The sequence below is a fragment of the Paenibacillus timonensis genome (assembly GCF_022427145.1).
Classification (GTDB): domain Bacteria; phylum Bacillota; class Bacilli; order Paenibacillales; family Paenibacillaceae; genus Fontibacillus; species Fontibacillus timonensis.
Genome location: NZ_JAKSXN010000099.1, coordinates 1 through 10,089 on the forward strand (window position 1 = coordinate 1; position 10,089 = coordinate 10,089).

7 protein-coding genes are annotated in these 10,089 nt (G+C 56.2%); 3 read left to right on the forward strand and 4 right to left on the reverse strand.

Features of this window, described 5'->3' with window-relative positions:
• Positions 1-374: 374 nt before the first annotated feature.
• From MJ257_RS23645 to MJ257_RS23655, 3 genes are all read right to left on the reverse strand, one after another.
• A complete protein-coding gene (locus tag MJ257_RS23645; protein ID WP_240271602.1) occupies positions 375-1,205 on the reverse strand; it encodes a carbohydrate ABC transporter permease in 831 nt (276 codons plus the stop codon).
• Positions 1,205-2,086 carry a carbohydrate ABC transporter permease gene (locus MJ257_RS23650; RefSeq protein WP_240271603.1) on the reverse strand — a complete coding sequence of 294 codons (882 nt, stop codon included), beginning with the start codon at positions 2,084-2,086 and terminating at the stop codon, positions 1,205-1,207. Before MJ257_RS23650 ends, MJ257_RS23645 begins: the two co-directional genes overlap by 1 nt.
• A gap of 75 nt (positions 2,087-2,161) precedes the next feature.
• The gene (locus MJ257_RS23655) at positions 2,162-3,481 is read right to left on the reverse strand and encodes an ABC transporter substrate-binding protein (RefSeq protein ID WP_240271604.1); all 1,320 of its coding nucleotides are present in this window, start codon (positions 3,479-3,481) and stop codon (positions 2,162-2,164) included.
• A gap of 221 nt (positions 3,482-3,702) precedes the next feature.
• Here MJ257_RS23655 and MJ257_RS23660 point away from each other — a divergent pair, with 221 nt between their 5' ends.
• The gene (locus MJ257_RS23660; RefSeq protein WP_240271606.1) at positions 3,703-5,463 is read left to right on the forward strand and encodes a sensor histidine kinase; all 1,761 of its coding nucleotides are present in this window, start codon (positions 3,703-3,705) and stop codon (positions 5,461-5,463) included.
• Between the two features lie 16 nt (positions 5,464-5,479).
• Positions 5,480-7,009, forward strand: coding sequence for a response regulator (locus MJ257_RS23665; RefSeq protein WP_240271608.1), 1,530 nt, complete (start codon positions 5,480-5,482; stop codon positions 7,007-7,009).
• On the opposite strand, the gene MJ257_RS23670 is transcribed toward MJ257_RS23665, so the two are convergent.
• Positions 6,964-8,004 carry an LLM class flavin-dependent oxidoreductase gene (locus tag MJ257_RS23670; protein WP_240271610.1) on the reverse strand — a complete coding sequence of 347 codons (1,041 nt, stop codon included), beginning with the start codon at positions 8,002-8,004 and terminating at the stop codon, positions 6,964-6,966. The two genes, MJ257_RS23665 and MJ257_RS23670, sit on opposite strands and share 46 nt — an antisense overlap.
• A gap of 124 nt (positions 8,005-8,128) precedes the next feature.
• Between MJ257_RS23670 and MJ257_RS23675 the strand changes: the two genes are divergently transcribed.
• Positions 8,129-9,715 (forward strand): glycoside hydrolase family 43 protein, encoded by a 1,587-nt coding sequence (locus tag MJ257_RS23675; protein WP_240271612.1) that lies wholly within the window; start codon positions 8,129-8,131, stop codon positions 9,713-9,715.
• The last annotated feature ends 374 nt before the right edge of the window (positions 9,716-10,089 follow it).

Here is a 10,089-nt window from a genome sequence, read left to right on the forward strand (position 1 = left end):
ATTTTGCGGCGTTCTTCGCCAACTTCGGCAAAATTGTTGCACAAAATGCAACATTTTTGACCAAAGAAGCTGAAATCACATCAAAATGTTGCATAAAATACAACATTTCGCGGTGAAGGGGGGTACCTGTGGCACCCAGGGCACACGCTCATCCGACGAGCGCTCCAGACGCTAGCGCCTGCACGAGACGCCCGCCCGAGTTGCACCCGCGCGTCCCAGGCGCCCGTGCCCGCCCGCAGTGCAGCCGCGCGTCCCAGGCGCTCGCGCCGCCCGCAGTGCAACCGCCCGCCTGCCGGAGGCGCGTCCGCTTGCTCCCCATGCACTTACACGCTCGCAGGTACCCGCGGCGCACCGCGCCCCCCGCGCCCATTTGTTCAGCCCTTCACGGCGCCGGCCGTTAAGCCGCTGACGATGTATTTTTGGCCGAACAGGTAGAGGATGAACACCGGCAAGGATGTCAGCACCAGGTTGGCGAAGATCAGGTTCCACTCCCGGCTGTACTTGCCGTAGAAATTGTAGATCGACAGCGGCATCGTCCAGGTCGAGCTGTCGGTCAGGAAGTACAACGGAATCGTGATGTCATTCCACACCGACATGAAGACCATGATCGCGACCGTGGCATTCACAGGCAGGATCAGCGGCGTCACGATCCGGAAAAATACGCCGAACACGCTGGCGCCTTCCAGGAACGCGACTTCGTCGAGCGCTTTCGGGATCGTTTTGATGAACCCGCTGTATAGGAACACGCTAAATGCGGTGTTCAGCGAGGCGTAGATCAGTATAACGCTGGTGATGCTGCCGTAGAAGCCAAGCGCCTGTACGATCCGAATGGTCGTGATGGTCGACATCGGGGCGATCAGCCCCATAAAGAAATACATGTACAACGTATTGGCGAATTTCGTCTCCCGCCGCGCCAGGATAAAGGAGGCGGCCGAAGAAGCGACGATGTTGATGACCGACGAAATGCCCGTAATCCATACGCTGTTCCAGAACGCCCGGGCGATCCCGCCCTCCTCAAAGACGCGGGCATAGTTGGAGAACCTCCATTCTTTTGGCAGCTTCAGCGAGAAGTCGAGCACTTCGGCGCTTGTCTTGAACGAGCCGAAGATCATGATCAAGACCGGTAGAATAATCAACAGCGAAGCCAGAAGCAGAAGGCCTTCGACGATATAGTTGCGGATGGCGAGTTTGCGCGTGAATCCCATTATTCGGTGACCTCCTTACGCCGCATGAAGACGAGCAGCGGGATGGCGATGATCGTGACCGCCACGAACAGCAGCGTATTGATGGCGGTGCCCAGTCCCCAGCTTCCTTCGCCGAAAGACCGCAAAATGATCGTACCGACGACCTGGGAAGAGTTGCCCGGACCTCCACCCGTCAAGACGAAAACCTCCGAGAAGACCTTAAGGCCGCCGATGAGCGTGAGCATCAGGTTAATATTGATCGCCGGCAGCAAGAGCGGCAGCGTGATTTTCGTGAATTTCTTCCAGGAACCGGCCCCGTCGATGGTCGCCGCTTCGTAATATTCCTGGGAGATCGATTGGAGCCCGGCCAGGTAAATGGCCATCTGGAAGCCGGCATGCTGCCAAATGGAGATGATCGCGATGGTCCAAATGACGAGGTGCGGATTGGTGAGCCAAGCCTGGCTTAACACGTGCAATCCCACCGCATCGAACATCCGGTTGATGGCGCCTTCCGTGCGCAGGATCGGGGTAAACACGATGCCGATGACCAGGATGCTGAGGATGGACGGGGAATAAAAGATCGCCCGCAGCAGGTTCCGCGTCTTCAACCGCATGTTGAGCGCGACCGCCAGCACGATGCCGATCAGGTTTTTCCCGACCACGGTGACGACGGCAAAAATCAGGGTATTTTTGAGCGCCAGAATCAGCGTTTTATCGGAAAAGATTTTCTGGAAGTTCTCCCATCCGACGAAGTCGATGGTCAGGCGATCCAGCCTCCAATCGGTAAAGGAATAATAAAAACCCGTAAACGCCGGGATGACGAAAAAGATCGAGTAGATCAATAACGCCGGCAACACGAGATAATAGGAATATAAGTTTTTGACCGATGCTTTCGATTTCATGTTCTCCACCCCACTATAGACTGGGGCAGCATAAAGCCCCGGACGGGATCTTATGCTGCCTGCCATTCTTCCGATTTAGAAACCGGGGATTTCTTTATCTTTCATCAACTGGCTGAACTTCTCGTCCCAAGACTTCAAGACTTCTTCCGGCGTTAAACCGCCGGCGAATTGGTCCTGGAGCAGCCGGTACAACTCGCTGCGGTCGACCAGCATGTAGGCGTCGGTCGTCAGCACGGTTTTCTTCGGCGTGATGTAGTTATCGACGATCTCCTGCTTATAAGCAGGCAGTTCCGGCGTATTGACGTCGTTCAGGTTGGAGACGTACCCTTTGGAGTCGACGATTTTCTGCGCGATTTCCTTGGAGCCCATGAAGTTCAGGAACTCCTTCGCTTCAGCCAAATGCTTGGCTTTCTTCGGAATGAACAGCTGGCCGCCAAGCGGGCTGGCACCCAAGCTGGCATCCTGCTCGGAAGGGATCGGGAAGACGCCGAGCCGCATGTTCGGATCCTGCTGAAGCACGCCTTCGATCAGCCAGTCGCCCATGAACATCATGGCGACTTCCTTGTTCAGGAACTTGCCGACCGCCATGTCGTAGCTGTCGCTCAGGACGTCGGCATTGGTGTAGCCTTGTTTATACACCTCGTACTGCTGCTGCAGGAACGTTTGGAATTCCGGAATGTCGGACCATTTTTTCTTGTTGCTGTTCAGTTCGTCGAAGAAGGTTGGATCGGTTTTGGATACGAAGTTGGCAAACGCAGCGGCCGGCCAAATATTCGCGGACCAATTGTCCTTATATGGCATGAATACCGGAGTAACCCCGCTGGCTTTGATCTTCTCGCATACGGCCAGGAACTCGTCGAAATTCTTCGGGATCGATAGGCCCAAGTCATCAAAGATGTCCTTGTTGTACACGACGCCCTGCATGCCCGTATCTTGGCTGACGTGGAAGCTGTAGATATGCCCGTAAGCGGAAAGCACGTCTTTGTTCAGAATCCGGCTGGCCCAAGGCTCGTTATCGAGAATCTCGAAGTTGCGCTCCAGATTCAAGTCCGTGGTGGCGCTGGCCAGATTGTATTGAATAATGTCCGGCGTTTCGTCGACAGCCAGTTTCGTTTGCAGGACGGTAGTCGTTTGCTCGGCCGGAATCAACTGCAGATTGACTTTGATGTTCGTTTGCTTCTCGAACTCGTCGAGCAGATCCTGCTGGATGAAGGCGGAGTCCTGCGAGCTTTTGGAGATGGCTAGCTCGATGGTGACCTTGTCGCCCTTGGCAGCGCCGCTGTTGCCGTTCATTCCGTCATTCGCCGCGTTGCCGGACTTTGCGCCTCCGGAGCCGCAGGCCGCGAGCGATACCGCCAGCAAACCCGCGATGATCGCGATAGTTGTTCTTTTCATTGCGTAATTCAAGGCAAATCCCCCCGTCTATATGATGTGGTTTTGAATGCGCTTGCAACTTGATTATAGAATTCGGAGCGGTTAAGGTACATGTCTGAGGGTGACTGATTAGGTGTAAAATTGTGAACTTGTAACCGTTGTCATGACGTGAGGCGAAATGGTACAGTTAAACCATCATTTACGCAACAAGGCACAGCAACAAGGAGGCCTAAGCCAACGTCATGAGACCTTTCATCCCCCGCAAAGATCAACTCAGCCTGCAAAACAAAGTCTTTTTAACCTTTGTGGCCTTGCTACTGTTTATACTGGGCTGTTTTATCGTCTACGTGAATCTGGTTGTCATCAAACCGCTGAAGGAAAAAACGGTGGAGGCCAAGCTGGCGGCGGCGACCAAAGTCAGTCAGCAGATCGACGACTATGTGGATAGCCAAAACCAGCTGTCCCAGCGGATTTTATCCAGCAAGGAACTCTTTTCGATCCTGGATAGAGGTTATCAAACCGACGTAAACATCGAACGGCTGAATCAAAGCCGCAGACTTAAGGATCTGATGTTTCAAGCCATCGGGCCTCGAATGAATATCAAGGATATGGTGATTTACGACAAAGCCGGCCGCAAGATCGTGTCCTACCTAGGGGAGCAAGGGGAGGCGGCCTCTTTGGAGAGTTATCTGAAGAAGAGCCTGATGGACGGCAGCTGGAGCGGTAGCGGATTTGTCCTGGAGCGGCAAGGCGCGGCTATTTCGTTCATTCGCTCGATCAACAATCAGAACGGTAAAATATTCGGATACCTCAGCATTCAACTGGACGAGGCGTTACTGCAGCGGATGACGCAGGGCGTGGGCGCCGGCGAGGTGTATATCCTGGACCGGGAAGGCCGGCCCATTGCCGGTTCCAAACCGGAGGCGGAGCATGCGGAACTTGCCGCGAAAGGTTCGGCGGGCGGAGTTTATGTGGACGATTACCGGAATTACGTGGCTTACGCACGGTCGGAGAGCACCGGATGGACGACCTATCTCGTGACGCCCAAGCAGGACGTGCTGGGTCCCGTCAACTCGGTGAAATACCTTTCCATTCTGCTGATTACGTCGTTGATGCTGTTATCCTTCGTCTATCTTTATTTTTCTTCGCGGAACCTGTTGTTGCCCATTCGTAAGCTGCGCAGCCAGATTTGGCGGATCAGTTACAGCAATATGAACATTAAAATGGACAACCGTTCGCAAAATAACGAGTTGATCCTGCTGAATGAGGCCTTTCAGGATTTGATGGAACGTCTTCAGGAATCGATCGAACGGGAGAAAATCGCCCTGCATGAGGAGGTCAAAGCGCGAAACTCCGCGCTCCAGGCCCAAATCGCGCCGCATTTCATCCATAACGTGCTTTATTTGATCAGCATCGCCGCCCAAGAGGGCAAGACCGACGTCGTCTCCGATATGTGCAAGCATTTATCGGACAGCCTGCGATACATCGTATCTTCCCCTTACGCGCACGTGACCTTGGCCGACGAGCTGGAGCATACGCGGCATTACTTGTCCCTCGTCCAGCAAAAATACGAAGAGGATCTCATTTGGGAGATCCATGCGGACGAATCGGCGCGGAACGTGCAGTTGCCCCGGTTGGTGCTGCAGCCCTTCGTGGAGAACTGCATCGAGCATGCCTTCACCCGCAGCGACCCGCCTTGGCGGATCGATATTACGGTGAAGCAGTTCAACGGGTTGTGGGCGGTGGAGATCAGGGATAACGGAGACGGTTTTCCGCCCGGGAAAATCAGCGAAATCATGGACGACCTGCGAAACGCCGACGCCGCCGCCGGAGAGGGAGAGCAGCGGGGAGCCTCGATCGGCAACATGGGTATCGCGAACAGCGTGGGCCGGCTGAAATTGATGTACCAGAACCGGCTGTTCTTCAATGTGTTTAACCATGCGGACGGGGAAAAGGGCGCCACGGTGCAGATCATCGGATCGTTAACGAAGGACTTCTACTGAACGAGGAGGGCACGGTATGTACAACGTCATGATCGTGGAAGACAGCAAGCCGATCCTGCGGAACATTCGAACGCTGCTCGGTTCCCTGGAGCTCCCGGTTCAGGTGGTGGCCACGGCAACGAACGGGGAGGAAGCGCTGGAGCTGATCCGGCAACAGCCGGTGGACCTGGTGCTGACCGATATCCGCATGCCGAAGATGGACGGCTTGGCGTTAATCGAACAGGCCAAGCAGCTCCGTCCGCGGCTGTTGTTTATTTTGATCAGCGGATATAACGATTTTGAATACACCCGCAAGGCCATCAATTTGCAGGTCTTTGACTATTTGCTGAAGCCCGTCGAGCGCAAACAGCTGGCGGAGGTCATGGATCGGGCGCTCGAGCGGCTCCGAAGCCGGACTCCCAGCGAAGCGGAGCTGTTCAAGGAGATTGTGGAGCCGGGGTTTTACGAGGAACTGAAACTGGGCGACCAATTCCGCCATTACGGGAAAATGCTGATTCTGATCCGGAGACAGCCGTTTGCCGGCGGGCGGGAGCTGTGGAGTCCGGAGAGGCTTCAGCGGAGGCTGGATGCTTTGTTTGCTCCGCATTTGTGCTGGGTGCTTCCGACCCAAATGCCTAACCAGTTTCTCGTCTTGGTGCAAAAAACGGCAGTGGAGCCGTATTCCTCGGAGTACGAATGCCTTGAGTCGGTCCGCCGCGACCTGGAGATTGCCGGGCTGTCGTCCACGGTTGGCGGGCAGCTACAGGCCGGCGACCCGGACAGGCTGCCCGAGCTGTATCACCGCGTGTCGGGGATCCTGGACGAAAGGCAGCGCATCCACCAGGGCGGGGTCATCGACACGGAGATTCCCCAAGCGCTCGGCGGCCCGGACAGCCCGGATTTGGATCGGGCGACCGCGGCAGCCTTTACCGAGCTCATCTTGGGGCGGAGGAAGGAGCAGTTCTTGCTCAGGCTGAACGAGCAACTGACCAAGTGGGCGGGAGACAATATCCGGCTTGCGGAACTGGAACGGTTCATCGGACTATTGGTGGATGCTTTCTCGAAGGCCGGGGGCGATCAGGAGACCGGGCATCGTCTGGAACTCGAAGCTTCTTCCCGGCGTTTGCTGGAGGCGGATAGCTTCGATCGGTTCTGCCGGGATCTTCAGGAGTGGGCCAAGCAATCCTTTGAACGGGTGCAGGCGCAGAACCGAAAAAGCGGAGAGGAGCTGTTTCGGCAGATTGAGGAGTACGTCAGGCTAAACTTGTACTCGTATCTGTCGATTGCCGACGTGGCGCTGAAATTTCACGTCAGCCCCTCGTATATTAGCCGCGTGATGAAGAAGTATGCCCAAAGCACGTTCGTGCAGTATTATACTGGACTGAAAATCAAAGAGGCCTGCAGGCTGATGGCCTGCAAGCCGGAAATGCGAATCAAAGAAGTGTCCGACGCCTTGTCGTTCAGCGATCAGCACTATTTCTCCAAAGTCTTCAAGGAGTACACGGGGTACAGTCCCTCGGATTACAAGGAGCGTTGTCCCCCGAACAGCTCCGACAGCAGCTCGTAAGAACGCAAACGGGCCTTATGGTCGTAGACCTGGGCGGCGACGATGATCTCGTCGGCCTCGGTTTCCGCCAGCAAGTGCTCCAGCCGGTTCCGTACCGTCTCCGGCGAGCCGATCGCCGAATAGCTGAGCTGGCGTTCGACCAGGGCCTGCTCCTGCGGCGTCCAGTCCAGCTGGTCGACCGGCGGGCTAAGCTGCGCGGTGCGCCGGCGGATCAGGTTGAGGAACTGCTGCAGCTGGGAGGTCGCCAGGCGGCGGGCCTCCGCGTCGGTATCGGCGACGATCACGTTCACGCCGATCATCGCATAAGGCTTTGCCAGTTCCGCCGACGGGCGGAAGTGCGTGCGGTACAGATCGAGCGCCGGGAGCAAGTAATCCGGCGCGAAATGGCTGGCGAAAGCGAACGGTAGACCGAGCTGGGCGGACAGCTGCGCGCTGAAGCCGCTGGAGCCGAGCAGCCAGATCGGGATGTGCAAGCCTTCGCCGGGAATCGCCCGCACCCGCATGGAGGAACCCGAAACGGGCTGGAAATAATCCCGCAGCTCAGCGAGCCGCTCCGGGAAATCCTGCCCGTCGCTGCCCGGCCCGCGCCGCAGCGCATGCGAGGTCAGCGGGTCGGAACCGGGCGCCCGGCCGAGCCCGAGGTCGATCCGCCCCGGGTACAGCGACTCCAGCGTGCCGAACTGCTCGGCGATCACGAGCGGCGCATGGTTCGGCAGCATGATGCCGCCGGAGCCGACGCGGATCTTCTTCGTGCCGCCGGCGACGTGGCCGATGACGACCGAGGTCGCCGAGCTGGCGATGCCGGGCATGCCGTGATGCTCCGCAAGCCAATAGCGGTGGTAACCCCAGCCTTCCGCGTGCCGGGCAAGATCCAGCGTGTTGCTTAGCGATTCGGCGGCGGTGCTGCCGGCGGTGATCGGCGCCAGGTCGAGAATCGAGACGGGAATATGGGATAAACGATGCGATGTATCGTGGGATGTCCGTGAATCGGGCATACAATCAAGCCTCCTTAGGCATAAATGGAATACGAAAGCCTAATTTCTATTATAATCGAATTTTAAGTAAATGAGCGAAAAAACAATCACCAAATCGATAACAGTTCTGAACGGAGGAAAAAACATGAGTGAACGTCCAAAGCTCACGAACCCGATTTTACGCGGCTTTAATCCGGATCCCTCGATATTGCGGGTCGGCGACGACTACTATATCGCTACTTCTACCTTCGAGTGGTTCCCTGGCGTCCAAATCCATCATTCCCGCGATCTCGTCCATTGGCAGTTGATCGGTCATCCGTTAACGAGGGTATCGCAGCTCGACATGCTGGGCAATCCCGGGTCCTGCGGGGTTTGGGCTCCCTGCCTCAGCTACGATAACGGCTTGTTCTACCTGATCTATACCGACGTCAAAAGCCGCCATGGTGCCTTCAAGGACACCCCGAACTATCTGGTCACGGCCCCCGATATCCGCGGCCCCTGGTCGGAACCGATCTATCTGAACAGCAGCGGATTCGACCCTTCCCTGTTCCACGACGACGACGGGCGCAAATGGCTGGTCAACATGCTGTGGGATCACCGAAAAGGGAAGAACCGTTTTGCCGGCATCGTGCTTCAGGAATACGATCCGCAGCAGCAGAAATTGGTTGGACCGGTCAAAAATATTTTTCTAGGCACTGAACTTAGGTTAACCGAAGGCCCGCATTTATATAAAAGAAACGGTTACTACTACCTGCTTACGGCGGAGGGCGGCACGTATTACGACCATGCGGTCACGATGGCCCGGTCGCGCACGATCGACGGACCGTATGAAGTCGACCCGACCAATCCGATCCTGACGTCATCGGGGAAACCGCACTTGGCGCTGCAAAAGGCGGGACATGCCTCGCTGGTCGAGACCCAAACGGGCGAGTGGTACATGGTGCATCTGACCGGGCGGCCGACGAAAGACATTTACTGCACGCTTGGCCGGGAGACGGCGATCCAGCGCGGCGTCTGGACGGAAGACGGCTGGTTCCGGTTGGAGGCGGGAGGGAACGATCCTCAAGTGGAGGTGGCTGCTCCTGCTTTGCCGCCTCATCCGTTCGTGCCGGAGCCGGAGCGGGACGACTTCGAGGCGGAGCAGCTCGGCGTTCACTGGAGCACGCTGCGCGTTCCGGCCACGGAGGATTGGCTGACGCTTCGCGAGCGTCCCGGCTTCCTGCGGCTGTATGGCCGCGAGTCGATGAACTCGCTGTTCCGGCAAAGTCTGGTCGCGCGGCGGCAGCAGTCGTTCCGTTGCCTAGCGGAGACGGTGGTGGAATTCGAGCCGGAGACGTTTCAGCAGATGGCCGGCCTGACCGTATTTTATGATACGAACGATCATGTATATTTGCGGATCTCCTACGATGAAACGAAGGGCAAAAGTCTGAATCTCATTCAGACGAAAGACGGGGTATACGACGAGTTGCTGGCGGAAGACATTTCGATCGAAGACGCTCCGCGCTGCTGGCTGCGGGTCGACATTGAACGCGAATTGGCTCGCTTCTATTACAGCCTCGACGGTGAGACCTGGCAAGCCGTCGGCGAAGCGGTGGACGTCAGCCACCTGTCCGACGATCCGGCGGAGAAAGTGCGTTTCACCGGCACCTTCGTCGGCGTATGCGCCCAGGACCTTAGCGGTATGCGCAAGGCAGCCGATTTCGATTATTTTATTTACAAAGAGCTGGATTAATTCTTTAACCGAAGGGGGACACCGATCATTACCAGATCTCGCGAAGATTTCTGGAGAACCGGCACAGCGTGCTTCGTACTTTGTTTGAGGACGACGATGAGGACCCGATTTAGCCGAATTACTGCAGAAATACAGTTATTTTTACGAATAACGCAGATTTGCGCGGAAAAGCTGCAAAAGTGCAGTTTTTGACCCCTCTTTTTCGGTTCTATCGCGATTTATCCGGAAATACCTGCATTTTTGCAGGTATTTCTCATTTTTGTCGATTTTACTCGCAAACACCTGCACGTTTGCAGTTATTTGCATTTGCTAAGCAACACGTCAAAAGAGGGTGTCCCAAAAGTCAAAAGAGGGTGTCCCAAAAGTCATCAAAA